The sequence below is a fragment of the Allorhizobium sp. nf9_anc genome (assembly GCF_056323085.1).
On the sequence record NZ_CM150481.1, the window covers coordinates 1328497 to 1349349 of the forward strand.

Sequence of the window (20853 nt, forward strand, 5' to 3'; positions counted from 1 at the left end):
CATAAGTTTCAGTGCAAACTCTAAAACAAGCCCGTCATGGTTTCAGACTGGTGAATTCCCGTCGAGAGGTAAAGAACTCGATAGGTCAGCATTGTTGACCTATCGGGATTTTCGTGGTCTTCTCGGGCCATAACAACAAGCCCGAGGAAACACCGATGCTGAACTGGGATCACGTCTTTGCCACGCGGTCTTCGCGCATGCGCGCGTCCGAGATCCGCGAATTGCTGAAGCTGCTCGACAAGCCCGATATCATTTCGTTTGCAGGAGGCATCCCTGACCCGGCACTGTTCCCGCAGGCGGAATTCGCCAAGGCCTATGCCGATCTCTTTTCAGACGGGCGTGCCGGTTCAGCGCTTCAGTATTCGGTGTCTGAAGGCTATCTGCCGTTGCGCGTCTGGCTGAAGGAAGAGATGGGTCGGTTAGGCATCGCCTGTGATGTCGACAATATCTTCATCACATCCGGCTCCCAGCAGGCGCTCGACTATCTCGGCAAGCTGTTCATCTCACCCGGTGATACCGCACTCGTGACTTGGCCGACCTATCTCGGCGCGCTGCAGGCCTTCAATGCCTATGAACCGCAATACGACCAGCTCGGAACGGGCAATCGGACGCCGGCAAGCTACCGCGCGACGGCAGAGGCGCACGGGAGTGCCGTCAAGTTCGCCTATCTCTCCACCGACTTTGCCAACCCCACGGGGCAGACGGTGAGCCTCGAGGAGCGGCAGCAGATCCTGGCACTTGCCGACGAACTCGATATCCCTGTGATCGAGGATGCCGCCTATCAACATCTGCGCTATGACGGCGACCCGATCCCGCCGATCCTGTCGCTCGACATCGCCCGCAGCGGCGGGATCGACGCCTCCAGGACGATCTATTGCGGCAGCTTTTCCAAGACGCTCGCTCCCGGCCTGCGCGTCGGCTACGTGGTCGCGGCAAAGCCCGTCATTCGCAAGCTGGTGCTGATGAAGCAGGCGGCTGACCTGCATTCCTCGACCATCAACCAGATGGTCGTGGCAGAGGTCGCAGAGACGCATTTTCCCGCCCAGATCGCCAAGATCCGTGCGGCCTATGTGGCGCGCCGTGATGCGATGCTTGCCGCACTCGACAGATACATGCCCGAGGGCGCTGAGTGGACAAGACCGGAGGGTGGTATGTTCGTCTGGGTGACCTTGCCGGAGGGCATGGACGGCGCGGCGCTGCTGGCGCGGTCCGTCGAGACGGAGAAGGTTGCCTTCGTTCCCGGCCAAGCCTTCTTTGCCGACCGTTCGGGTGTGAACACGATCCGGCTTTCCTATTCCTGCGCCAATGAGGCGATGATCGAGGAAGGCATCCGGCGTCTGGGACGCCTCATCGGCACGGCGCTCGATCGCGCGGCCTGATCGGGGCTGTTGGCGGAGCGCATGAGGCAAGCCGCGGGACTTTCGGTTGCAGCGGCGGGGAGGGCGTGGTTGAGTGCGCCCGATCCCACCGCTTGAAGCTCCTTTTGACAGGTGCCCATGTCCATACGCATCGCGACCTTCAACATCGAGAACCTGATCGCCCGGTTCGATTTCACCGGCTTTCGCAACCAGCTGAAGTCCGATCGGGTGCTGAAGCTCTTCGAGATCAAGTCGGAAGCCGACTACCAGCGACTGGAAGCGGCTCGGATCGTCTCGTCCACCGACGATACGCGCCAGCTTTCGGCGTTGGCGATTGCCGATACCGATGCCGACATTCTGTGCCTTCAGGAGGTCGACAACATGGAGGCGCTCAAGGCCTTCGAATACGGCTATCTGTTTCGCATGGTCGGCTCAGGCTATCGGCAGAAATATCTCGTCGAGGGCAATGACAGCCGCGGCATCGACGTCGCGGTGCTGATGCGCGAGGAGACGCGCGACGGGCAGCGTATCGAATTGCGCGATGTTACCAGCCACGCGGCGCTCACCTATCACGATCTCGGGCTTTACCATCCAGGCCTCGGGCCCAATGTCCGTCCCGAGGACAGGATCTTCAAGCGGGACTGCCTGGAACTCGACCTGCGTATCGGCGGACGACCGCTGACCGTCTACGTCGTGCACTTCAAATCGATGACCAATGGTCGCGACGGCGTCGATGGACGCACATCAACCATGCCGATCCGCGAGGCGGAGGCCAAGGCCGTGCGCCACATCATCGAAAATCGCTTCGGCCGTGAGAATGCAAGCCAGCAGAGCTTCGTCATCTGCGGCGATATGAATGACTATCAGGAACGGGTTGATATCGTCGGGGATCGCCGATCAGGCTATCAGTTCGTTCCTCATGGAAATCTGCCGAGTGCGCTTGATGTGTTCTCGCATGACGGCTTTGCCGAGAACGCCATGCTGCGGCGCGAGGTGCTTGATCGCTGGACGCTCTATCATGCGCGGGGACCGGAAGAGCAGCATCTCTGCCAGCTCGATTACATCTGGCTGTCGCAAGGTCTTGCTGCGGCCAATCCGCAAGCGGTGCCCGACGTGATCCGCAACGGCCAGCCGTTTCGCACACCGTTTCCGCCGGGCCAAGACGTGGAGCGCTATCCGCGCACCGGCTGGGACCGGCCCAAGGCGTCCGATCATTGCCCCATGGCCATCACGTTGCATCTGCCATGAGCCTTTCCCCGATTGACGATACCGGTCTGCCCGCCGACGGCAGCATGCATGTAGTGCGCTCGCTTGAACTGCGGGTGGCGGACGGTCCGCATCCGCTGGAGGTCGCCAAAGCGCCGAGCATCGCGGAGAATTGGGCGAGGGAGGTCGCCGCCAATCCCGCCCTCTTCAACGGCAAGATGATCCTGCAGCAGCGGATTCGTTATCGTGACGGGCATCTGGTGGCCGAGGGGCATGTATCAAGCTTTGCCACCTTCATGTGGTGGCGGCGGCAGCCGGATCTTGCCGGGGCCTGCCACCTGTTCGGCTATCCCGTCCTCGTGTCTTCCGATGGCGCGCTGATTGCGGTCGAGATGGCGCCGCATACGGCCAATCCGGGCCAGGTCTATTTCGCCGCCGGTTCGCTCGATCTGTCCGACGTGGTCGACGGGCGCTGCGATATCGAAGGCAATATGCGCCGCGAGGTGCAAGAAGAGACCGGTCTCAACCTCGATGAGGCCGAGGCAGATCCGGTGCTTCAGGCGAGCTATCGTTCCCGCCGGCTGACGCTGGTGCGGGTCTTCAGGTTCCGCGAGAAAGCCGACCAACTGGTCGAGAGGATCGATGCTTTCGCCCGGAGCTCTCCCGAGCCCGAGATCACCCGCGCGGTCGCGATCCGCAATGGGGATCCCGCCGCGCACCGCTACGGGGTGGCCATGCTGCCGATTCTGTCCTGGTACTTCGGGTCCTCTGCCTGATTTTCCTCGTCTTGCCTTGCCGTTTCGCCTCGGGCAGTGTGTGCCGCGAGCGAGACCTTCAAGGGAGACGGCCCGTGGCGAGAGACTATGCCATCTATGATGTATTCACCGACCGGAAACTGGCGGGCAATCCGCTTGCGGTCATCTTCGACGGCGGCGGCCTCTCGGACGAGATGATGCAGACGATTGCGGGCGAGATGAACCTCTCGGAGACCGTCTTCGTTCTTCCCGCCGACCATGCTTCCCATACCGCCCGTATCCGCATCTTCACGCCGGGGCGCGAATTGCCCTTTGCCGGTCATCCGACCGTGGGCACGGCGATAGCGCTTGCAGAGCGCGCCTATAGCGGCGAGACGGCCAATATGGATCTTGTTTCCGTGCTTGAGGAAACGGTCGGTCCCGTGCGCTGTGCGGTCCGAGTGAGGCCCGGGGAGGCGAGTTTCGCCGAATTCGACCTGCCGCGCCTCTCTGTCCACCACGAGCATCAGCTGGACCGCCAGGGGCTTTCCGATGCGCTCTCCGTCAAGGTGAGCTCCGTTGGCTTCGAGAACCATCAGCCGATGGTCTGGAGCGCCGGCGTGCCTTTCCTGCTGGTGCCGCTGCATGATCTCGCGGCGGTTGAAGCCGTCGAGTTCGAGCCGCAGCTTTGGGAGAGGGTTGCGCCGATGAGCGAGGGGCGTTTGACCTCCGCCTACATCTATTGTCGCGGCGGCGTGCACCATGCAGCCAAGTTTCATGCGCGCATGTTTTCTCCCGACATGGGCATATCCGAGGATCCTGCGACGGGGTCTGCCGTTGCCGCTCTCTCAGGCGCGATCCATCATTTCGACGCGTTGCCGGATGGACATCACCCGATGATGATCGAGCAGGGCCTTGAGATGGGGCGGCCCTCTCACATCCACCTCAATATCGATGTGAAGGATGGTTCTGTTTCGCGGGCTCGCATCGGCGGGCAGGCCGTGCGGCTTGCGACGGGAATGCTCGACCTCTGAAAACAAAAGGAAATTTCTGCTTTTTGAAATTTTTTTGACCAAACAGCCAAGATTTTTCGCGGCGGCGCTGGACAAGGTCCCATATCCTGTTTATACGCCCGGTCACGCCACCGGAAACGGCGGCGGACGTACCGGAAGCCGGTGCAGGCGGGTGATTAGCTCAGTTGGTAGAGCAGCTGACTCTTAATCAGCGGGTCGTAGGTTCGAGCCCTACATCACCCACCAAAAACAAGCACTTAAGGCATATCTTGGCCGGTGCGCTTTACAAAAATCTTCCATTTTACAATTTGGTTCTCAAGACGTTCCGCTCGGCATGGTCTCGCGCTGGCGTCGAGTCGGTCCCCGGACTGATTCGCATCCGGCTATTTGGATGTGCCTCGGCTGATGGCATCGATCACTTCATGGCCCGCCAGGTAGTGCCGGCGGATTACCGACTCAGCCTCCTCCCTTGAATGACCTGAGATCTCGGCGATGAGCTGGATCTTCTCCTCATGCGACCTGTTCAGCATGGCATAAGCGTAGGTGATCGCGGTCCCTCTGAGATCGTGGAATGTCACCCCAGACACTCCGAGCCGTGCCATCTCTTTTCGCCAAGACGCCCGGAAGCCGCTCGAGGTCCAGTTCTGCCCAAACGAGTTGACGAGGACACGTTGTCTCTTCAGCGTTTTGGCTTCTTCCAGAATTGGCAGGATGGCAGGGGCGACAACCACTCGAACCCGAGCTCCTGTCTTTTGCTGCTTGATCGACACCCTCTCGCCATCGAAGGCGAGGGTGGGCATGGTCAGAAGGTCGGACTGTCGCTGCATAGTCCACAGCGCCATGCAGGCAACCTCCCTGATCTGAGGGGAGGCTTGAGTAAGAACCTTGTTGATCTGCTCGGTAGACCAGACTGTATCGCGCCTGCTGCCCTCATGGAGGCGCTCGACGCGTTCTAGTGGGTTCCTGAGGATGAGCTCATTGTCCTTGGCCCAAGCGAACATGCGCGCTAGGAGACCGAGATGCATGTCTGCTGAGCGTGGGGCCTGCTTCATTGTGTCTCGCCATTCCAGAAACTCTCTGCGGCTTCCACGGGCTTCCACTGCGGACAGCGGGAACGTCTCGAACTCCAGCTTGATCGTCCCAAAGATCCGCTCATAGTCGCGGCGGGTGCTGGCTGCCAGTTTCTGATACTTCGCAGTCGCCCTGAACTCCTCGATCAGCGAACCGATCGTCCCCTGTTCAGCCGCTTTAGCTGGGCGATCTCGAGTGAGCCGGACGTACTCCTGGGTAAAGGCCTTCGTTCCCGGCTTGGCCATGATCCGAGGAGCACCTTTGCCGCGCCATGCATAATAGTAGGTGGCATGGGTACCGTCAGCGAGCTTCACGTTGACCTTATGCACGCCCACGAGCTTTCCTTCCATCCTTCCACTCCCTCAATGCTTTCTCTGCGGTGTCTTCTTCTCGATCGACCGCAGTGAAGCTCTTCGGGGCGAACTCGATTTCACCCGACGGGTGCATGACGATCCGGACGTTGTGCAGTGCTGCGGCGGCAGCAGCATCGGTGATCTCGCCCTTGGTGTAAGTGCGGGGTTTGCTCATCGGGGTTTGTCCACATTGTTTCCACAGCTCGGCGGCTCGAACCTCTGAGCCAAAGCTCGCCGACGATAGAAGCCTTTCAGGATGTCGCCGGATCGGCGCGCGCGGAGATAAAAGACCATCCACGCCGACTTGCGGGCTGCGATCTTCAGCCCCTGCTCGTATGTGGCTCCCAGGTTCTTTCGGATCATCACTCCCCCACCTCCCTCGGTTGGGGCGATGGGGTGGAGCGGAGATATTGGCAGCGATGAGAGCAACGATATTCCCGCATATCAACGTCCTTAGCGTACTGGCACTCTGCTGCGCATCCAGGGGCGATAGAAGGAAACGCCGCTTCGAGTTCGCGATCAAACTTGTTGATCAACTCGCAGGTCTCGGGGCTGATGTGCCCCTCACTGTCTAGACTTTCAATCATCGATCGCGCAGACGCCACCAGGTTGGCGAACGGCTCTTCTACAGCCACATGTTTTTCGGGCGCTGGGATGCTCGCCTTTGCTCGTTCCTCTTCGAGTGCTCCCGCGATTGCGCCGGCAAGGTTGTCCATGTTCAGGGATCCAGAGGCGACGTGCTCAAGCACGATCTTCTCAGCCGTGACCCGGATATCGTCTTCAACAGCGATCGAGACGCTGATTGTCGGCGCGGGAAAAATCACGATCTCACCTGGGGCGCATGCGTCCATATGCGCAAAGGCTTCTTCTTTCGGAAAACGCCCTGCTTCGTGGACCGACGCGGTATAGCCCCGCGCATTGGGCCGGTAGTAGTAGCCGCCTTTGCGGATGAGGAAGAGTTCAGGCATCAGCCGAGCCCTCCGTGGTGGCGAGGGCGGCGACCTTTTTGCGGACGGCGTGCTTCATCACTTCCATCAGTTGAGGGATAGGGAGCGGGCCTATGACTTCCTCTCCAAAGCCGTGCTGCCAGCCATCGTAATAGCCTTTGCTCAGCGTCGGATCGGCTCCGAGATCCTGATAGACCTTCCAGTGCAGCTTCGGGGCCGTCGCGGCGACAAACGCCTCGAAGTCCTTCATGTGCTGGTCAACTGTGACCGTGTCGGACGGTGCCACATGTGTCTGGGGTGGTGGGGTGAGCATAATCCGAAGGACCTCAGACGAGCTCTCCTGATATCCGCGACGGATATCTTCCCCCACTTCGTCGCTGCCAAGCGCCGCCGGTTCAGACATCCTCGATTGGAAATCTGTCATCGCCACCCGCAAGGTCATGGCCTGCGCTTCTGTCAGGCTCTTGCCGTTGATGATCACTGTCGGTTCGCTCATTGCACTCTCTCCATGGAATGGTCGGGCAGGGCGATGACCAGGTCGGCGACGTGTGACGGTTGCGCTGCAGCCTCGCCCTTGCCGAATTTCGTGTTGTAGGCTCGGAGGCCACGCTCGGTGATCTCGAACTCGTCGGCGCCATGCATCACGGCCAAGTCGCCGTTGGCGATAAGCAGGCCACCGAAGACGATCTGGATCTTGACCGCGTCCGGCAGGGCACTGCTCAGGATCTCGCGGCGGTGGACGCGCGGAACGCCTTTCGATCTTGCCCTGATCAGGATGTCGAGGAAGCACCACTGGGCGTCTGTGAGTTCAGGTTTCATGCCGCACCTACCTTCTCGTCATAGAGACGAGTATGATTGGCCGGCCACGTCTGCATCTTGTTGTCGACGAGCTGCACCCAGACGTCGTCGCCGTTCGTGGCCTTCACGGTACCGACAGGGCCAGCGGTCTCAAAACCGTTGTCATAGATGACCAGTTCGTCGGGCTTGAAGTGTGGCCTGACAAGCGAGACACATTCCGGCTTTACAGAGACCGATGCGTATCGGCCATCAAGATTGATTGCGATCTCCGTCGCTGCATCCGCTTGGTCGTAGATGACGGTTCCTGTCACAGCGACGATGTCACCTTCTCGGAAGGGGCGGCTCATGCTTCCGCTCCTTCCACCTTCGCCTCGATCGGCGGGATCACCACTTCCGGCAGGGCTCCGCCGATGAGATCAGCAAGAGCGCGGAGAGTGTTGGCGGCGCTGCCGGCTTCCTTCTGGTGCCGCAGAACGCGGTGATGGTATTCATAGGCGGCAGAGACCTTGATCTCTGTGCCAACCTTCACCTCCCGCCCGCCGTTGTGAGCTTCCCAAGCGGAGTCATAGGAGCAGGAGAAGCCGGCCGCCCGGATGATTTCGTCCTGCGTCATCTCGACGATGAAGCGCTCGCGTCCTGCTGCTGCGATGATCTTCATGCTTCCTGCTCCTTGAGAACCTTGACCTTGGTGATGATGGCGCCGGGGCGAAGTGCCTTCGCTCTCTCTCGGGCCTCGGACGCGGTCAGCGCCTCGACGTCGACCTGGTCTGCCTGCATGTGGATCCGAAACTTGGTCAGCTCCGGCGCTTCAGGTGTCTTGCTCATAGCTCCCTCGTCGGAAGTTTGCCCCGCATGGCGAGGTGTTGGTTGATGATGGCAACGGCATAGGGCTCAGCGTCTTCACCGTGGTCGGACCACACTCCGAAGAGGGACAGGGCCAGCGTATGAGGATCGACGCCGTGGCGAGCCCAGAAGCCGAGTTCATTTCCTTGGTGCTGCTCCCGATGGAGATCGGGGTGCAGAGGGAGCGCCCACCGGTCAGGGGCCTTCGTTCCCTTGCCCCTTCCGTAGTGCCCCATTGGCGGGTTTGCCGTTGAGAGATGGGCTGCTTCCACGGGCCGGCGGCCAGAAACCGCGCAGGGCAGGGACCGGATGAAGTCGAGGTAGTCGCCCCGCTTCCTCGGCTTCGCCTTCGGGATCGGCGTCGTCGGTTGCTTGCGGATCTCAAAAGCCATCAGGATTTTCCCTCAAGCTTGTCGGCCAGCTCCCGCAGGTTCGCTGCGACGCGAGCAACAGCGGACGGTGAAGCCGGCTTCAGGACAGGGGCAGGGGCGCGGAGATCTTCGAGAACCGCCTCACGGCGCATCTCATGCTTGATCTCCACCAGCGCCTTCTCCAGGCGCATGTTGGGACGGCGCTGGGCCAGAGATTCGGCGATCGCGATGGGGTCAGGCATTGACCACCCCCACGATCCAGTCGGCCAGTTCGCCGACAGTTGCCTCCCGTGCAGGAGCATTGGCGTCGGGGACCTCCGTGTCGAGGTCGAGCTCCATCTCAACCCCGAGCAGAAGCTCGAGATATTCCAGGCTGTCGCCACAGAAGTCGGAGATATTCATCTCCTCGGTGACCGCGGGGTGGAGGTTGAGCATGCTGGCTGAGGCGACAATAGCCCCCAGCACCTGGGTGCGATCGGTCACCATTGGCGCGGCCCTCCCAGCTGGTGGAAGAGGTAGAACGACACCGTGCCGGCCACCAACGCGAGGCCGAGATAGAAGCCGCGCGGGAGCTCTCTGTCGGCTTCCTTGGCGTTCACCAACAGCAGGGACGCGAGCGACATGAAGCCGGTAAACGCGCAGGTCAACCAGGCAGCGAACGAGAGGGCGAGGAGGATCATGCCTTCCTCCCGGAGCGCTCGACGAGCACCTTCTCCTCGACGCCTACGATGCCGGCCACGATGGCAAGACCATCGGAGGGTTCGACTTCGCCGGCCACCACAGACATGCAGTGGTTGAACGCAGAGTTCGCCTTGTCACGGAACGGCTTAGGGATGCCTGACGGATCGTAGCAGTCCATCGCGATCTTCTTCTGGGACTTCAGGAGTTCCTGGTCGCCGTTGAAGTTAGTGGCCGCCCAAAGCATGCCGGCGACATTGAGCAACCATTGCTTGCCATCAGGTTCGGAGGGAGCCGAAGACTCACCGACTGCAACATCGGCTCCCTCTCCACCTTTGCCGGCCTCGGGGGCAGGGCCGGAGTTATCCGAGGTGGAAGACGTGGGGGCGCCCTCCACCTCTTCTACGGAGGCTCCATCTCCGGATGAGGCCTCCTCGCCACTGCGCGGCGGCGCAGCGGTGTTCAAATCTTTATTGACGCGATCGGCATCGAAGCCGGCCGCATTCTGGCTCTGTTTCGCCTTGAGGGTGTCGATAACGGACTGACCGGCGCCAGCTGTGGGGGCGGCGGGGGTGATGTCACGGGCGTTGTACGCGGGATCGTATTCGTCCTCGGTGATGACCCCCAACATGACGCCTGGTTCATAGATACGGGCGAACTCGCGGGTGCCACGGTAGACCAGCATGACGCGATTGCGGCCGACGCGCCAAGGGGTGTTGGCCCCAGTCGTTTTCCATCCCCCGACGTGCCCATCGACGTACCGCCCGGTGAAGACAGCTACGCCATCCTCGTATCGGCCTTCACCGATCCGGATGGCAAGGCCATCGCCAGTTCCGTCCTCGCCCAGAATGCAGGCCTCTTTTGCCGGGTCCCACTTGCCGTAGGCATGGACCAGCTTGATGCCGAGCTTGGCCTCGATGACGGAGGAAACCAGCTTGCCTTCGAACATCAGGCGGCCATGGACAACCGAGCTGCACTGCGCCACCGCGAAGGGGTCCATGCCCCAGTTCACGGCCTGGTTGGCAACCAAGAAGCAGTTGGCGCGGACAGTCTCGGGTGGCAGGGGCTTCTTCTTGTCCCCGGACCCCTCGTAAGCCAAGCTCTCAGGAATCAGCGAGGCGGAAGCCATGATGGAGGCGATCTCAGCGATCTGCTGAAACGTTTCCTTGTCCATCAGAGTGCTGGGGCGAGCGCTGATGCCGCGCTCCTGGTAGGTGGTCAGTTCGTTCACTGGCTGAATCCTTCTTGTTTCAGGGCGGCTTCGATGCGCTTGCGGGAGAAATCGTTCATGCCGATCGGCAGGTTTTCGCGGGCATAAGTGCTGATCCCGGGCCACTCACCGGTGGCGAGGCCGTGGCGGATCTTGGAGAGGCCGTAGCGGATCACCTTCTCCCCGAGGAGGATGTCGCCCTCGTAGGCGACACGGAAATCGGAGTCCGCGTATCCATCGGTCAGGGTGTAGAGGAAGGTGAAGCTCTGGAACGGGATGCCGAGTAGGTCACAGACCATCTTCGTCATCGCGGGCTGCAGGTAGTAGCCGGCGTCGTGGAATTGCCGCTCCAAGAACTGCTGGTCCAGAGATCCAGCAGTCTTCAGGTCGACATAGACACCGTCGGCCGCGAGGTTGTCGGGGCGCGACTTCAGCCAGATCCCGGTGACCGGATCCTTGGCGAACATCGAGACTTCGACCTGACCGTTGAGGCCGCCGGCGATGACCAGAGGATGCTGGGCGAGATCTTCCGCCATGAGACGGATCTGATCGATCTGCTCCTCGGTGACGACTGTGAGGCCTTCCTGCTGCTGCTCCCGGTACCAGCGCTTCCACACCGTCTTCTGGCCGTGGTAGGTCTCGCCCTCAACCTTCTCCGGTCGGATGATGAACTTCTCGTCGAAGACTTCGTCCCCAAGGATCAGGGCGTGGACAGCCTTGCCGAAGTCCATCGCCTTGGAGGACTTCGACTTCACTCGCCGGGGGTTCCCGGCCCATGTCTGCCAGAACTGCTTCGGGCTACCATCGGGAGGAGCGATAGCCTTCAGGGAGGACTTGGAGACAGAGGGGCCGGGGAGGAGACTCTGGTCGTTGTGATAAATTTCAATATCGATGCCCGAATAAAGACCGGGCTCCTTGATGGTGGTGCCGTCCCACTCAATGATGTGCATGCCGGCCTCCTTTGATGAGAGACTCGGGCGAGACAGCACCACCGATATGCGACCACCGGCCGCCTGTAGCGGCCAAATAGATCGTGTCCCACTTGACGCTAAACAGCTTTGTTATCTCAGCGATCGTGGAGCCTGATGCGGCGAGCTGCCTGATTTTAATGACATCGGCTTCGGAGAGCTTCGCCTTTGCGCACTTCTCTCCAAGAGCTCGAATTGCTCTTCCGCGGCGAACAGCGTCCAAGCAGTTGTCGAGTTGAGTTCCTGGAACCAAATGCTCAGGATTGATGCAGCTCGGGTTGTCGCAGCGATGCCGCACAACAAGGACAGCAGCAGACCCTTTGCCGTTCTCCGCTTCAAAGCTACAGCGGTGGGCGTAGTAGGATGAGCGCTGAAATGTCAGGTTCCCGTAGCCAGCTTGCGTCTGAGACGCGATCCATAGCCAGCAGCCAGACATCGGCTCTTCGATGTAGCGCTCAAAGAAGCGTTCAAAGAAGTTTGGGATGAAGTCGTCGGTTTTCGCGGCCATGGTCACGCCTCGAACCGGACGTGGCGGATCTTGCCGTCAACAATGTCCCGAGCAATCCTCGTGACCATGTTCGTCGCCACAGATGGCTCAGCGCCCACACCGAGAATGGCGGAAAACAGGTCATCTTTAACCTCATCGAACGCGATCGCTTTAGCTTCGACCTTGTTGGCCGCCACCTGCGCTTCTCTCTCGGCGGCAATTCGCACATTTTCGGCTCGACGTTCGTCCGCAGCGCGCTCCTCCGCCTGACGGCGGCGCTCATCCTCGGCGGCACGTTCAGCGCGCTCCTGAGCCTCCTTCGCGGCCAGTTCAGCCTCAGCTGCTTTGCGGTTGGCCTCATCGAGTTGGCGCTGCAGTTCCGCCTGCTGACGCTCCATCGCGGCGCGTTCAGCCGCAACCTTCTCCTCAGCTTCACGCTGGGCCTGCTCTCGACGAGCTTCCTCGGCCTTGCGGGCCTCCTCATCGGCGCGTTCCTTGGCAAGGCGCTCCTGCTCGGCCTGGCGGAGTCGGGCAAGCTCTGCCTGTTCGGCGGCGCGGGCCTCGGCTTCCTTCTCCGCATTGAGCGCAGCGGTCTTGGCAATGGAGAGGCCGTTAAACGCAGCCTGAATGACCAGATCGGCCTCGTCCTTGAACTCTGCGTACCAATCGAGGTCATGCGTCGGGAGCTTGTCCATACGCTCCTGGATCTGCTGGGATGTCTCGCCAAAGCGGACCTGGCCAAGCGAGCGGGCGTCCTCGATCGTCTTCCGGATGGTTTCGACACGCAGCTTCTCCGCTTCCTCCCAGTCGGTCAGGGGTTTGCGGACTTCGTCATGCAGCTCTTCCAGACGCTCGACCATGTCGCCGCCACGGGCGTTGATCGATGCGATCTTCTTGCGCATGTCCTCGGTGAGATCCTTTCGGACGTCGTCGATGCGCGCCTTGGTCTTCCGGATCTTGAAGCAGAAGGACTTGTGAGCCTTGCGGCCCTTGTCGGTGGTGAGATCCGGCTGGACCTCGTGGGCGAGCGCCTTGATCTGGTTGAACATGGCGTCAAAGGCCTGTTCGTCGGTGAAGGCTTTCAGAGCGTCTTCGCGCTCGATGACAAGGAGTTCGTCGCTCATTTCAGCGTCCTTTGGTGAGTTGCAGGTAGACTGTGATTGCGGCGCGGGCTTCAGCGATGAAGTATTCCCGGACCTTCGGCTTCAGGTTCGACCAGCGGCGGTCGAGGTAGGTCGGGTCATTGATCCGGGCGAACTGCCCGTACACGTGCTTCCCCGCCTCGATGATCGGGTCCAGATCGTCCATGAATGGCCTCGTAGGTGTTGTGGTATTCGGTGATGGCAGCGGCGCGCAGGGCGCGGTCGGGCTCGTTGCAGATCAGCCATTCGAGTTCGTCCAGGCGGATGTCTCGGGGGAGGGCGAGGCTCATGGCTTGGCCTCCAGAGCGGCCGAAAGCTGGTCCTTGGCCCACGCGATGTTCTCGCCGTAGACCCGTTCCATCGCCTCCTCCCAGCCGAGAGACATGGCCTTATAGCGGTCGGTGATCCCGCGATCCTCAAGTCCGCAGCCCATACCCGACTCGTGGTATTCGGGCTCACCCTCAAGGCTTTCGAGGGCGGCGGATATTGCCGTCCGAAGACTCTCGTTCTCTGCCTCAAGGCGGGCGACATCAGCCGCAAGAAGGTGATGCTTGGGAACTCTGCGTTCGATGTGGTCGCCGTTCTGGTCAACGTCAGTGGTAGAGACCACTTCAAAGCACTCGGCTATGGCCTGATCGAACTCAGTCGCAAGCGACATGCGACCTGCGTAGAAGGCCGCCCAAAGTGAACCGATCACGCCTTCCGGGCGCAAAGCCCAGCGCTTCGTATTCTCGAACTCTGCGTCGGCTTTAAATGCTTCCCAGGCTACCATGACGGGGTGATCTGCAGGGAGTTGAGTGTGCGCGCTCATGCCGCCACTCCCTGCTCTTCCAGAAAGGTGATCTCAGCCTTCACAGACCGGATCTCAGCATCGTCCGAGCGCTTCCGGCCGGAGCTGACATAGAAGTTGTCGGACATGGAGGAAGCCATCTTAGCGGTCTCCAGACGGGTGAGATCGGCCCGGAGCTTCATCAGTCTCTCGGAACGGGACAGCGCTTGGGCGCCGGCCACACCTGCCTGCTGCATGCCGATATCGGGATTGACGCGAGCCTTCCGGCGCTTGTCCTTCAGGATTTTGATCTGGCGGAGCTTTTCAGCGGCGAACCGCGACTCCTCCTGGGTAACAAACCCGGCAAAGCTACCCTGCAGGTCCACGCGGGCAGCGCCCTTGATCACAGCCTTCAGGTAATTTGGACCACCGCAGTAGTCGCGGAGGAAGGCGTCGATCAGCCGGCGAGACAGCGTAGGAAAGTGCTCCCGCGCTGCGGCCATGAGATCCTGACGGATGCCAATCTTGAGGGGTTTCTTCTTGCCGCCTTTGCAGGCGATGCACTCCGGGAATGCCAGCGATAGCGCTGCACGGACCTGCTGAATTTCGGGCTTAGAAGCCTTGTTCTTGCTCATGCCACTGCTCCGTTCGATGTTCAGAACGTAGCAATCACCATGTTACGTGTCAACACGCAAAATGTTTGTTGGCAGAAATCGTGTTGACATCAACACGGAAGGTGGAGCAAATAAAAAGGCCTCCGAGGGAAACCCTGGAGGCCTTGCAAGCTTTGAACGTGGCATGTTCGGGATTCGTTCTATCAGCGAATCTCAGTTCCATCAATCCCTTGCAAGTCCAAGTCGCAGGTACAGGGTGCAAATCCCTTACTGGTTCGTCTGCGGGCGCGGGGAGCGAAAGTCCTACTGTGCTGCCAGAAAATGAGGACGGATTGCTGAGAGGCGTCCTGACACGTGTCCCATCCCGGCTCCGGCCTTCAGGATGTGTCATGCGCTCCTCCTTCCTCCTTGGGGTTTCCTGAGGGGGAGGGGGGAGCTTTGACCGGAACCCTCCCTCACCATCCTTCAAAACCTCCAGTTTAACTCAACCTTAATGATGTCTCCTTCATCAGAGACATTGAGATTCAGGAGAATCGTCATGGCTGATACAGCTATCGAATGGACAGACGCGACTTGGAATCCGGTTGCCGGCTGCAGCATCATGAGCGCGGGCTGCACGAACTGCTACGCGATGCGGATGGCAGCGCGCCTCGAGGCCATGGGCGTTGAAAAGTACCGCGGATTGACCCGGAAAAGCGGCGGCAGGGCGAAGTGGACCGGTGATCTGTATCTCGACGAGAAGGCTCTGGAGATCCCAGCCAGCTGGTCGAAACCCAGGAACGTTTTCGTAAACTCGATGTCAGATCTCTTCCACCCGGATGTCCCGGTGGGTTTCATCCGCAAGGTTTGGGATGTGATGTCCGCAACCAAGCGTCATACCTACCAGATTCTGACGAAGCGGCCGGACCGAATGGCCGAGATTCTGTCTGATGGGTTCCCCGTCCTGCCGAACGTCTGGCTGGGCAGCAGTGTTGAAGACGGCAAGGTCATCCATCGCCTCGACGAGCTGCGCGCCGTCCCTGCAGCTGTGCGCTTCGTCTCGTTTGAGCCCCTGATCGGCTCAGTTTCCGCCGGTCGGCTCGATGGAATTCACTGGGCGATCGTCGGCGGCGAGAGTGGCCCTGGTGCTCGACCCATGGATCCAGCCTGGATCGATGAGATCTTTGACATGTGCGAGGAATCTGGATCTGCGTTCTTCTTCAAGCAGTGGGGCGGGAAGAACAAAAAAGCGGCGGGCCGTTCCTATCGTGGTCGGACCTGGGATGAGATGCCACAAGCTGCGGCCTAAAACAGCGAACCTTGCTTCTCAAGGTTTGAGGCGTCTTTCCAGAACTTATGAGCCAGTTCGTGGCTAGCGAGCAGTAGGAGCCAGTAGAGATGCTGGCCCTTTTCTCCCTTCAGTAGCCGAACGTCGCGTGACGCCCTTGTCCCCGTCTTGGCGACCAGATCGCGCCAATACTCAATGACCTCTGTCCGGATGCCGCCCTGCTGTTGGTCGATGTTCACGTTGTCTCGCCAGCCCGGGGCAAAAGCGTCAAACGCTTTGTGAACTCCAGCGATGTTGTGCGAGAGGTTCCGCTGCAGGTCCATCTTGCTGAGGTGAACCAGGACATCCAAGCGTTTTATATTGTGCAGCGTTTCCAAGACCTTGAAGTCGAGAGACTCGAGATTGTAAGGGTCAAGAAAAGCAAAGTTGAGCCCGTAGGCCGGGGTCCGTTGCCTGGCCCAAAAAGCAGTATCCACAGCCTTTCCGACATGCCCTACAGCAGGTGCGCCTAAGACTTCCAGCCTCTTCATGGTGGCGTCGAGCCGCACTGGATCGGCATCGCAGACGATGACTTTCGAAAAGGGTGCCCCGCCGGCGACACTCGTCTTCCACGCTGCTACAGCGCCGCCGTCGATCCATTCTCCCGTTCCTCTTACCTGACAGCGCCCAGGTCCGCAAAAAAGGTCAATGTAAGCCGCTCCGCCACTGTTCGTCGGCCCGATATATTTGCTTCGGGTCGCTCGCGTGATGTCGATGTAGCGACAGAGAAGTTCATGCTTCTCCTTAGCCCAAGTTCCGACCTCCTCAGCCGGGAGCCCGTCATCGCCGACAGTTAGTTCGCCCAAGCCCGCCCCCTCGATTATTCGCTATTCTCTTACCTCAGCCTGCTCATAGGCCAACGCGAAGAGATGGCCGTTCTCATTCACCGTGGCTTTGAGGTAGAGCCGGCAGCTCGGTCTAACCGTCCCTGATGGGAGGCGGCCGTTCCCGCATTCGGTCACCAGATCCGCCCCGGCTTTCGGGTCGATCTGCTCAAGGAAATACATCGCGCGTCCGGACTCCTCATCGACCTCGTTGAGGACCGCGCACTGAATTGCAGTGACATCAACTTCGATCGCGAAGCACAGGGCTTCGATCTCCTTGCCGACGAACGGGGCGCTATTGATTGCGACCTCAAGCCCGGTTCTCCGGGCGGCCTCGAAGCGTCCGTCTGAAGCGGTTGCTGCGCTAGAAAGCAACGCGGCAGATATAGCGACCCAGTATGCTGATCTCATTGAGCAGCAGCTCCTTGTCCCGGTAATGCGGGTTGTCGGACGAGACGCGAACCACCACATCTTCGTCTCTAGGCTTTGAAATCACTTCAAGTCTTTTCACTACGACCCCGCCAAATTCATCGGCGATCGCATAAATGCCTGGCGGCGAGGGGACCCGATGACGGGTGTCGATGAAGATCACATCTCCGTCGCTGATCGTGGGGGACATGGAGTCGCCCTGACAGGGGAAGCAGGCGACGTTGTGGGCCCGAACGTTTAGCTTGCTGAGGACCCAGGACGGCATCTCCCAGTGGGCCCTTACCACTTCGGACTGAAACGAAATCCCGTTGGTCGTGGAAATCTCGGTAGCGGCAAGCCCGCCACCACCCATGCCGGCGACAAGGTCAATCTCAGCGATCTTTCCGCTCTCACGCCCGTCAGCGAACGTACGGGGCTGCGTCGCAGCTACCGCCTCACGCTCTTCGGCTCCCTTGTGGGCACGGCTCCACCAAATCTTAGTCTCGGACAGCGGGGGAGGTTGCACAAACTCGCCGTCGACAAACAGCCGGCTCTCGTCGTCGGCCTCATCTGCTGGTGTCCGACCGATAGCCCGAACCATGCCCATCTGGGCGTGTCTGTCGCTTGGCTCGATGGGCACACCTGTCAGCAGCCAACTCGCGGACACTCCGAAGGCAGACGAGTAAAGTTCAGCATCTCGCGGCTTGAAATTGTTTTGTCCGTTCTCGTGAGCGCCATAGGTCGAGGGATTTATGCCGATCGCCAAGGCGGCCGACCGCGCGCTGTTGAAGCCTGCAAATTCCCGGGCAAGCCGGAGCCTGTCGCTCATCGAGTGATTCATAAATTCCACGCTAGCTCCTTTCGCGACAGAAATCATGTTGACACGTGACCACGTTTCATGTTCACATGATCAACATGAGCAATGTTGATAAAATTCGATCCGTAGCCGATGTCATCGAAGCCCTTGGCGGCAACGCCGAGATCGCTCGCTACATGGGCTGGCAGCCCAGCCGTGTCAGCGAGATCAAGCGCCGTGGCCAGATGAAGGCTCAGGACTTCCGTTCCTTCCTTCGTATGGCCGAGGACAAGGGTATCGGGACCATCACCGCCGACCTGCTCATCGATTTGCACTGGGTCCGCCCGGAGCGCTTCGCATGATGTCCATCTCCTTGCGTTCGTTTCGTCGAGCCGGAGATAGCAGGGAGGCGCTGTCGTGAGGGCCATTCCTGTTTCCGAATTCGCCAAAAGTGTTTCCCCGGAGAACGTGGTCGAGACCGCCACGTTCTGGTCTGAGGAAATGCAGAAGGCCTTCTTCCGCGGCCTCGGGGATACCCGTGACGCGGCCCGCGGGCGCCTCGCCAGAGAGATCGGGGTGCCGGAGAGCTATCTGAAGCGCCTCCGATACAAAGTCCGCGATCTCTCTGACATCCCGGGCTCGATCCTGATCCGTCTCGCCATCGGCTACGACCGGATCTGCTTGTCCGCTGAGCAACGGGCCGCCGCCATGAAGGCGGAACGCGCCGAACTGAAAGCACCCCATGCGTCTCATCAGGAGCTTGGTGGCTCTTGCCACTGAATGGCTGCTTCTCCGCTGGGAGAGGCTGAAACAGAGGAAACGGAAATGACTGAATCAGCAAAGGCAGGCCACAACAGCGGCCTCGATCCCGCCCAGGAACGGGCCTTCATCCGGGAATTCGGCGCCATCAAGGAAGCCGAGGCTGAAATGGCCGAGCAGAAGGGCGTCCTCTCCGGCGTCTACAAGCGGCTCGAGAACGCCGGCTTCACCAAGGACGATGTGAAGTGGGCCAAGGATCTCGAGAAGAAGAACGTCTCCGAGGTCGTCGCCACCATGCGTCGTCGCATCGCGATCGCCACCATCATGGGCCACGCCGTCGGCCGACAGATGGACATTTTCGAGAAGGACCGGACCCCGCTCGAGGATGCCGCCTATCTCGAAGGTCTCGGCGCTGGCCGCATGCGCAAGGCCAACGCGAACCCCTACGGCATGGAAACTGCTGCCGGCCAGAACTGGCAGAAGGGTTTCAACGAAGGGACCGCAGAGGCGAACCAGGCGCTCGCCGAGGCCATGAACGACAACCTGATCAAGGCTGGCGATGAAAGCTCCGAAGACGGCGAGGGCGGCGATGCCCCGGAAACCGAGACCGAGGAAGCAGAAGGCGCCGAGGAAGACGGCGACGACAATGACGACGACTGGGAAGCAGCAGCGCCGGACGCCAACGTGACGGCTGCTCCCCTGCACTGACGATGCCTGATCCGCCGGCGGCCCGGATATGGCCGCCACTCATTCCCTACATCGAAATGGACCGAGGCTATGGCCAAGGAATTGAAAGCGGAGTTCGCCTCTGAGGCGGAGCTTTGCGCGACATTCATCAAGCAGCTGCCCCAGGGCTGGACCGCCTATGCGGAAACTGCCGGGTTTGACCTACTGCTCGTCCGCGATGCCGACGGCGCTCAGATCGGCGTGGAGGCGAAGCAGACGCTCAATGCCAAGGTCGTTCTGCAGGCCGCCGAAAGCCGAGGTGTGTATCTCGTCGACCACTCCGGTCCTGACTTCCGAGCGGTGCTAGTTCCTTACGGCAAGGCAGGATCGGAACTGGCCGCTGTATGCCGGCTCCTCTCCGTCACTGTCATTGAGATGAAGACGAAGGTCATCTTCCAGCAGCAGCAGTGGGGTCCAAAAAAGAAATTCACTCCAGATCTGCCCGCTGTCGGCGGTTGTTCCTGGAGAGACGACTGGTTCGACCTGGCGCCGTGGAAGCGCTGCGCACTGCCTGAATACGTGCCGGATGTCGTCGCCGGGGCTTCAGCTCCTTCGACCCTGTCGAGCTGGAAGATCTCCGCGATCAAGATCTGCATCCTGGTCGAGCGGACAGGGTTCGTCACGCGCACTGATTTCGCCCAGCTGAAGATCAACCACCGGCGCTTCCTCGACATGGGCTGGCTCAAGCAAAGCGATGAGCGCGGCAAGTACGTGCTCGGCTCATATCCCCTCGATCTCCGTGCCCAGCATCCGACGGTCTACCCACAGATCGAATCTGATTTCGACAAGTGGTGCCCGAAAGATCGGCTGAATTCGCCACTCCTCCATAAGCAGGAGGTGCTGCTGTGAGGCTCTTTCAGGAACTCTGGCCATTTGGCGATCTGCAGCCGCATGCATTCGATGTGATCATGGCCGACCCGCCATGGAAAATGCAGGAGTGGTCGGACAACGGGGACAAATCGAAGTCGACCCAGTCCAAGTACCGGCTGATGACGCTGGCTGAAATCAAGGCGATGCCGGTGCTGGATCTCGCTGCGCCGAACTGCCTGCTCTGGCTCTGGGCCACGAATCCAATGCTGCCTCAAGCGATCGAGGTTGTCCGCGCCTGGGGCTTCACGTTCAAAACGGCCGGCACGTGGGTCAAGACCACCAAGCACGGCAAGATCGCGTTTGGTACCGGCTATGTTCTTCGATGTGCCAGTGAACCTTTCCTGATCGCCACGCGCGGTGAGCCGAAGACGGCAAAGAACGTCCGGTCCGCCTTCCTCGGTCAGATCCGAGAGCACTCCCGAAAACCAGAAGAAGCTTATCGCGAAGCGGAGCGGCTGATGCCGGCCGCCAATCGCCTCGAGCTTTTCAGCAGAACAAACCGCAACGGCTGGACCGCCTTCGGAGACGAAGCCGGCAAGTTTGGAGAAGCAGCATGATCAATTGGTACTGGCTCCTCGTCATCGTGATCATCGTGACGATCA

32 protein-coding genes and 1 tRNA gene are annotated in these 20853 nt (G+C 60.3%); 11 read left to right on the forward strand and 22 right to left on the reverse strand.

The window, feature by feature from the left end; translation table 11 throughout:
• Window positions 1–155: 155 nt before the first annotated feature.
• From AC02Y0_RS06140 to AC02Y0_RS06160, 5 genes are all read left to right on the forward strand, one after another.
• On the forward strand, window positions 156–1379 hold the full coding sequence (locus tag AC02Y0_RS06140; protein ID WP_476383046.1) for an aminotransferase-like domain-containing protein: 1224 nt from the start codon (window positions 156–158) through the stop codon (window positions 1377–1379).
• Between the two features lie 117 nt (window positions 1380–1496).
• On the forward strand, window positions 1497–2606 hold the full coding sequence (locus tag AC02Y0_RS06145) for an endonuclease/exonuclease/phosphatase family protein (protein ID WP_476383048.1): 1110 nt from the start codon (window positions 1497–1499) through the stop codon (window positions 2604–2606).
• Window positions 2603–3340 (forward strand): NUDIX hydrolase, encoded by a 738-nt coding sequence (locus tag AC02Y0_RS06150; RefSeq protein ID WP_476383050.1) that lies wholly within the window; start codon window positions 2603–2605, stop codon window positions 3338–3340. Before AC02Y0_RS06145 ends, AC02Y0_RS06150 begins: the two co-directional genes overlap by 4 nt.
• A 74-nt stretch (window positions 3341–3414) precedes the next feature.
• Window positions 3415–4332 carry a PhzF family phenazine biosynthesis protein gene (locus AC02Y0_RS06155; protein WP_476383052.1) on the forward strand — a complete coding sequence of 306 codons (918 nt, stop codon included), beginning with the start codon at window positions 3415–3417 and terminating at the stop codon, window positions 4330–4332.
• 149 nt (window positions 4333–4481) lie between these two features.
• Window positions 4482–4557 (forward strand) — tRNA-Lys (locus AC02Y0_RS06160).
• Window positions 4558–4694: 137 nt separating this feature from the next.
• Here AC02Y0_RS06160 and AC02Y0_RS06165 read toward each other — a convergent pair.
• From AC02Y0_RS06165 to AC02Y0_RS06255, 19 genes are all read right to left on the reverse strand, one after another.
• A complete protein-coding gene (locus AC02Y0_RS06165; protein WP_476383054.1) occupies window positions 4695–5732 on the reverse strand; it encodes a tyrosine-type recombinase/integrase in 1038 nt (345 codons plus the stop codon).
• On the reverse strand, window positions 5704–5910 hold the full coding sequence (locus AC02Y0_RS06170) for a hypothetical protein (RefSeq protein ID WP_476383056.1): 207 nt from the start codon (window positions 5908–5910) through the stop codon (window positions 5704–5706). The genes AC02Y0_RS06165 and AC02Y0_RS06170 overlap by 29 nt, the downstream gene beginning before the upstream one ends.
• Before the next feature lie 187 nt (window positions 5911–6097).
• A complete protein-coding gene (locus AC02Y0_RS06175) occupies window positions 6098–6703 on the reverse strand; it encodes a hypothetical protein (protein ID WP_476383058.1) in 606 nt (201 codons plus the stop codon).
• Complete coding sequence (locus tag AC02Y0_RS06180; RefSeq protein WP_476383060.1) at window positions 6696–7178, reverse strand: hypothetical protein; 483 nt, start codon at window positions 7176–7178, stop codon at window positions 6696–6698. The genes AC02Y0_RS06175 and AC02Y0_RS06180 overlap by 8 nt, the downstream gene beginning before the upstream one ends.
• Window positions 7175–7501: a hypothetical protein gene (locus AC02Y0_RS06185; RefSeq protein ID WP_476383062.1), complete on the reverse strand. Its 327-nt coding sequence runs from the start codon at window positions 7499–7501 to the stop codon at window positions 7175–7177. The genes AC02Y0_RS06180 and AC02Y0_RS06185 overlap by 4 nt, the downstream gene beginning before the upstream one ends.
• On the reverse strand, window positions 7498–7827 hold the full coding sequence (locus AC02Y0_RS06190; RefSeq protein WP_476383064.1) for a hypothetical protein: 330 nt from the start codon (window positions 7825–7827) through the stop codon (window positions 7498–7500). Before AC02Y0_RS06190 ends, AC02Y0_RS06185 begins: the two co-directional genes overlap by 4 nt.
• Window positions 7824–8138: a hypothetical protein gene (locus AC02Y0_RS06195; protein WP_476383066.1), complete on the reverse strand. Its 315-nt coding sequence runs from the start codon at window positions 8136–8138 to the stop codon at window positions 7824–7826. Before AC02Y0_RS06195 ends, AC02Y0_RS06190 begins: the two co-directional genes overlap by 4 nt.
• Window positions 8135–8305: a hypothetical protein gene (locus AC02Y0_RS06200; RefSeq protein WP_156378532.1), complete on the reverse strand. Its 171-nt coding sequence runs from the start codon at window positions 8303–8305 to the stop codon at window positions 8135–8137. The genes AC02Y0_RS06195 and AC02Y0_RS06200 overlap by 4 nt, the downstream gene beginning before the upstream one ends.
• A complete protein-coding gene (locus tag AC02Y0_RS06205) occupies window positions 8302–8715 on the reverse strand; it encodes a DUF968 domain-containing protein (RefSeq protein WP_476383068.1) in 414 nt (137 codons plus the stop codon). The genes AC02Y0_RS06200 and AC02Y0_RS06205 overlap by 4 nt, the downstream gene beginning before the upstream one ends.
• A complete protein-coding gene (locus AC02Y0_RS06210) occupies window positions 8715–8936 on the reverse strand; it encodes a hypothetical protein (RefSeq protein WP_476383069.1) in 222 nt (73 codons plus the stop codon). Before AC02Y0_RS06210 ends, AC02Y0_RS06205 begins: the two co-directional genes overlap by 1 nt.
• Entirely contained in the window at window positions 8929–9180 is a 252-nt protein-coding gene (locus tag AC02Y0_RS06215) for an acyl carrier protein (RefSeq protein ID WP_476383071.1), read from the reverse strand. Before AC02Y0_RS06215 ends, AC02Y0_RS06210 begins: the two co-directional genes overlap by 8 nt.
• Complete coding sequence (locus tag AC02Y0_RS06220; RefSeq protein WP_476383073.1) at window positions 9174–9374, reverse strand: hypothetical protein; 201 nt, start codon at window positions 9372–9374, stop codon at window positions 9174–9176. The genes AC02Y0_RS06215 and AC02Y0_RS06220 overlap by 7 nt, the downstream gene beginning before the upstream one ends.
• Window positions 9371–10603: a hypothetical protein gene (locus AC02Y0_RS06225; RefSeq protein ID WP_476383075.1), complete on the reverse strand. Its 1233-nt coding sequence runs from the start codon at window positions 10601–10603 to the stop codon at window positions 9371–9373. The genes AC02Y0_RS06220 and AC02Y0_RS06225 overlap by 4 nt, the downstream gene beginning before the upstream one ends.
• Window positions 10600–11532, reverse strand: coding sequence for a PD-(D/E)XK nuclease-like domain-containing protein (locus AC02Y0_RS06230; RefSeq protein ID WP_476383077.1), 933 nt, complete (start codon window positions 11530–11532; stop codon window positions 10600–10602). The genes AC02Y0_RS06225 and AC02Y0_RS06230 overlap by 4 nt, the downstream gene beginning before the upstream one ends.
• A complete protein-coding gene (locus tag AC02Y0_RS06235; RefSeq protein WP_476383079.1) occupies window positions 11519–12058 on the reverse strand; it encodes an HNH endonuclease in 540 nt (179 codons plus the stop codon). Before AC02Y0_RS06235 ends, AC02Y0_RS06230 begins: the two co-directional genes overlap by 14 nt.
• Window positions 12059–12060: 2 nt before the next feature.
• On the reverse strand, window positions 12061–13161 hold the full coding sequence (locus tag AC02Y0_RS06240; protein ID WP_476383081.1) for a hypothetical protein: 1101 nt from the start codon (window positions 13159–13161) through the stop codon (window positions 12061–12063).
• 1 nt (window position 13162) lies between these two features.
• On the reverse strand, window positions 13163–13345 hold the full coding sequence (locus AC02Y0_RS06245) for a hypothetical protein (protein WP_476383083.1): 183 nt from the start codon (window positions 13343–13345) through the stop codon (window positions 13163–13165).
• Window positions 13346–13465: 120 nt separating this feature from the next.
• Window positions 13466–13990, reverse strand: a complete 525-nt coding sequence (locus AC02Y0_RS06250; RefSeq protein ID WP_476383085.1) for a hypothetical protein — start codon at window positions 13988–13990, stop codon at window positions 13466–13468.
• A complete protein-coding gene (locus AC02Y0_RS06255) occupies window positions 13987–14583 on the reverse strand; it encodes a ProQ/FINO family protein (protein ID WP_476383087.1) in 597 nt (198 codons plus the stop codon). The genes AC02Y0_RS06250 and AC02Y0_RS06255 overlap by 4 nt, the downstream gene beginning before the upstream one ends.
• A gap of 517 nt (window positions 14584–15100) precedes the next feature.
• Between AC02Y0_RS06255 and AC02Y0_RS06260 the strand changes: the two genes are divergently transcribed.
• Window positions 15101–15850, forward strand: coding sequence for a DUF5131 family protein (locus AC02Y0_RS06260; RefSeq protein ID WP_476383089.1), 750 nt, complete (start codon window positions 15101–15103; stop codon window positions 15848–15850).
• On the opposite strand, the gene AC02Y0_RS06265 is transcribed toward AC02Y0_RS06260, so the two are convergent.
• The 3 genes from AC02Y0_RS06265 to AC02Y0_RS06275 are packed head-to-tail and all read right to left on the reverse strand — an operon-like array spanning window position 15847 to window position 17941.
• A complete protein-coding gene (locus AC02Y0_RS06265; protein ID WP_476383091.1) occupies window positions 15847–16674 on the reverse strand; it encodes a three-Cys-motif partner protein TcmP in 828 nt (275 codons plus the stop codon). The two genes, AC02Y0_RS06260 and AC02Y0_RS06265, sit on opposite strands and share 4 nt — an antisense overlap.
• Window positions 16675–16695: 21 nt before the next feature.
• Entirely contained in the window at window positions 16696–17103 is a 408-nt protein-coding gene (locus tag AC02Y0_RS06270; protein ID WP_476383092.1) for a hypothetical protein, read from the reverse strand.
• Entirely contained in the window at window positions 17057–17941 is an 885-nt protein-coding gene (locus tag AC02Y0_RS06275; RefSeq protein WP_476383973.1) for a S24 family peptidase, read from the reverse strand. The genes AC02Y0_RS06270 and AC02Y0_RS06275 overlap by 47 nt, the downstream gene beginning before the upstream one ends.
• Window positions 17942–18006: 65 nt before the next feature.
• On the opposite strand from AC02Y0_RS06275, the gene AC02Y0_RS06280 reads away from it, so the two are divergent.
• The 5 genes from AC02Y0_RS06280 (at window position 18007) to AC02Y0_RS06300 (ending at window position 20808) form a co-directional block, all read left to right on the forward strand.
• Window positions 18007–18258 carry a hypothetical protein gene (locus AC02Y0_RS06280; RefSeq protein WP_476383093.1) on the forward strand — a complete coding sequence of 84 codons (252 nt, stop codon included), beginning with the start codon at window positions 18007–18009 and terminating at the stop codon, window positions 18256–18258.
• Window positions 18259–18313: 55 nt separating this feature from the next.
• Entirely contained in the window at window positions 18314–18676 is a 363-nt protein-coding gene (locus AC02Y0_RS06285; RefSeq protein WP_476383094.1) for a hypothetical protein, read from the forward strand.
• 45 nt (window positions 18677–18721) lie between these two features.
• A complete protein-coding gene (locus AC02Y0_RS06290; protein WP_476383095.1) occupies window positions 18722–19363 on the forward strand; it encodes a hypothetical protein in 642 nt (213 codons plus the stop codon).
• A 69-nt stretch (window positions 19364–19432) separates the two neighbouring features.
• Window positions 19433–20230, forward strand: coding sequence for a hypothetical protein (locus AC02Y0_RS06295; protein ID WP_476383096.1), 798 nt, complete (start codon window positions 19433–19435; stop codon window positions 20228–20230).
• A 59-nt stretch (window positions 20231–20289) separates the two neighbouring features.
• The gene (locus AC02Y0_RS06300) at window positions 20290–20808 is read left to right on the forward strand and encodes an MT-A70 family methyltransferase (RefSeq protein WP_476383974.1); all 519 of its coding nucleotides are present in this window, start codon (window positions 20290–20292) and stop codon (window positions 20806–20808) included.
• Window positions 20809–20853: the final 45 nt, after the last annotated feature.

Coding starts and splice junctions, on each gene's coding strand:
- AC02Y0_RS06140 (WP_476383046.1), top strand. CDS start 156: ATGCTGAACTGGGATCACGTCTTTGCCACGCGGTCTTCGCGCATGCGC.
- AC02Y0_RS06145 (WP_476383048.1), top strand. CDS start 1,497: ATGTCCATACGCATCGCGACCTTCAACATCGAGAACCTGATCGCCCGG.
- AC02Y0_RS06150 (WP_476383050.1), top strand. CDS start 2,603: ATGAGCCTTTCCCCGATTGACGATACCGGTCTGCCCGCCGACGGCAGC.
- AC02Y0_RS06165 (WP_476383054.1), bottom strand. CDS start 5,732: ATGGAAGGAAAGCTCGTGGGCGTGCATAAGGTCAACGTGAAGCTCGCT.
- AC02Y0_RS06170 (WP_476383056.1), bottom strand. CDS start 5,910: ATGAGCAAACCCCGCACTTACACCAAGGGCGAGATCACCGATGCTGCT.
- AC02Y0_RS06175 (WP_476383058.1), bottom strand. CDS start 6,703: ATGCCTGAACTCTTCCTCATCCGCAAAGGCGGCTACTACTACCGGCCC.
- AC02Y0_RS06180 (WP_476383060.1), bottom strand. CDS start 7,178: ATGAGCGAACCGACAGTGATCATCAACGGCAAGAGCCTGACAGAAGCG.
- AC02Y0_RS06185 (WP_476383062.1), bottom strand. CDS start 7,501: ATGAAACCTGAACTCACAGACGCCCAGTGGTGCTTCCTCGACATCCTG.
- AC02Y0_RS06190 (WP_476383064.1), bottom strand. CDS start 7,827: ATGAGCCGCCCCTTCCGAGAAGGTGACATCGTCGCTGTGACAGGAACC.
- AC02Y0_RS06195 (WP_476383066.1), bottom strand. CDS start 8,138: ATGAAGATCATCGCAGCAGCAGGACGCGAGCGCTTCATCGTCGAGATG.
- AC02Y0_RS06200 (WP_156378532.1), bottom strand. CDS start 8,305: ATGAGCAAGACACCTGAAGCGCCGGAGCTGACCAAGTTTCGGATCCAC.
- AC02Y0_RS06205 (WP_476383068.1), bottom strand. CDS start 8,715: ATGGCTTTTGAGATCCGCAAGCAACCGACGACGCCGATCCCGAAGGCG.
- AC02Y0_RS06210 (WP_476383069.1), bottom strand. CDS start 8,936: ATGCCTGACCCCATCGCGATCGCCGAATCTCTGGCCCAGCGCCGTCCC.
- AC02Y0_RS06215 (WP_476383071.1), bottom strand. CDS start 9,180: ATGGTGACCGATCGCACCCAGGTGCTGGGGGCTATTGTCGCCTCAGCC.
- AC02Y0_RS06220 (WP_476383073.1), bottom strand. CDS start 9,374: ATGATCCTCCTCGCCCTCTCGTTCGCTGCCTGGTTGACCTGCGCGTTT.
- AC02Y0_RS06230 (WP_476383077.1), bottom strand. CDS start 11,532: ATGCACATCATTGAGTGGGACGGCACCACCATCAAGGAGCCCGGTCTT.
- AC02Y0_RS06235 (WP_476383079.1), bottom strand. CDS start 12,058: ATGGCCGCGAAAACCGACGACTTCATCCCAAACTTCTTTGAACGCTTC.
- AC02Y0_RS06240 (WP_476383081.1), bottom strand. CDS start 13,161: ATGAGCGACGAACTCCTTGTCATCGAGCGCGAAGACGCTCTGAAAGCC.
- AC02Y0_RS06245 (WP_476383083.1), bottom strand. CDS start 13,345: ATGGACGATCTGGACCCGATCATCGAGGCGGGGAAGCACGTGTACGGG.
- AC02Y0_RS06250 (WP_476383085.1), bottom strand. CDS start 13,990: ATGAGCGCGCACACTCAACTCCCTGCAGATCACCCCGTCATGGTAGCC.
- AC02Y0_RS06255 (WP_476383087.1), bottom strand. CDS start 14,583: ATGAGCAAGAACAAGGCTTCTAAGCCCGAAATTCAGCAGGTCCGTGCA.
- AC02Y0_RS06260 (WP_476383089.1), top strand. CDS start 15,101: ATGGCTGATACAGCTATCGAATGGACAGACGCGACTTGGAATCCGGTT.
- AC02Y0_RS06270 (WP_476383092.1), bottom strand. CDS start 17,103: ATGAGATCAGCATACTGGGTCGCTATATCTGCCGCGTTGCTTTCTAGC.
- AC02Y0_RS06275 (WP_476383973.1), bottom strand. CDS start 17,941: ATGAATCACTCGATGAGCGACAGGCTCCGGCTTGCCCGGGAATTTGCA.
- AC02Y0_RS06280 (WP_476383093.1), top strand. CDS start 18,007: ATGATCAACATGAGCAATGTTGATAAAATTCGATCCGTAGCCGATGTC.
- AC02Y0_RS06290 (WP_476383095.1), top strand. CDS start 18,722: ATGACTGAATCAGCAAAGGCAGGCCACAACAGCGGCCTCGATCCCGCC.
- AC02Y0_RS06295 (WP_476383096.1), top strand. CDS start 19,433: ATGGCCAAGGAATTGAAAGCGGAGTTCGCCTCTGAGGCGGAGCTTTGC.
- AC02Y0_RS06300 (WP_476383974.1), top strand. CDS start 20,290: ATGGCCGACCCGCCATGGAAAATGCAGGAGTGGTCGGACAACGGGGAC.